This window comes from Shewanella sp. 1180_01, assembly GCF_052850535.1.
Genome location: NZ_VXCT01000179.1, coordinates 1 through 545 on the forward strand (window position 1 = coordinate 1; position 545 = coordinate 545).

General features: G+C 52.8%; 1 protein-coding gene and 1 pseudogene. Both read right to left on the reverse strand.

Translation table 11 applies throughout. The features are described 5' to 3' along the window. Window positions 1–30: 30 nt before the first annotated feature. A complete protein-coding gene (locus FW758_RS24750; RefSeq protein ID WP_106650792.1) occupies window positions 31–255 on the reverse strand; it encodes a hypothetical protein in 225 nt (74 codons plus the stop codon). Next, window positions 245–545 (reverse strand): annotated as a pseudogene (locus tag FW758_RS24755) (replication protein P); the annotation flags it as partial. The gene FW758_RS24750 and the pseudogene FW758_RS24755, both read right to left, overlap by 11 nt.

The following is a 545-nucleotide window of genomic DNA, read 5'->3' on the forward strand; positions in this document are numbered from 1 at the left end:
CACGCCTGTTGCTGTCATCACCTGCGCCATCTAGCCCTCCAACCGATATTCAAAGGTGTGATGGGTACCCGAGCGTATGCGCTTCACCCGCTGGTTAATCGGCATATCCCGAAACCGCGCACTTAAGGCTGTCTCGCTGTCGTGAACCCCAAAGCGGTTAAAGCTCTCTTGCTGGATTTCAAACAGGGTCCAAAACCGTTTCCCTGTGATGATGCGCATCAAGCGTTCGCGCTGTGTCAGTGGTTTAGTCGCCATCGTTTGCCCCCTTAAGCCCAAGGTTTGTTCGTAGCGTGGCAATAATCGATTTCGCCTTTGCCGCCTCAGTGGGCCGCGTCACCGTTTCAGGTAGTGCTTTAGGCAATTCAATATCGGTCAACTCGCCACGGCTAAAGCGTCTGCATAAGACTTTGTAATTACGCTCAAACGTCATTAACACGTCCTTTTCAAGCCCGGTGGCAAACATCCAACTGCCCGTCTCGCGAACAGCTAAGCGCACCACATCATGGCTCCACGTATGCTTATCAGGGTGATGGTAATGGCGGGTT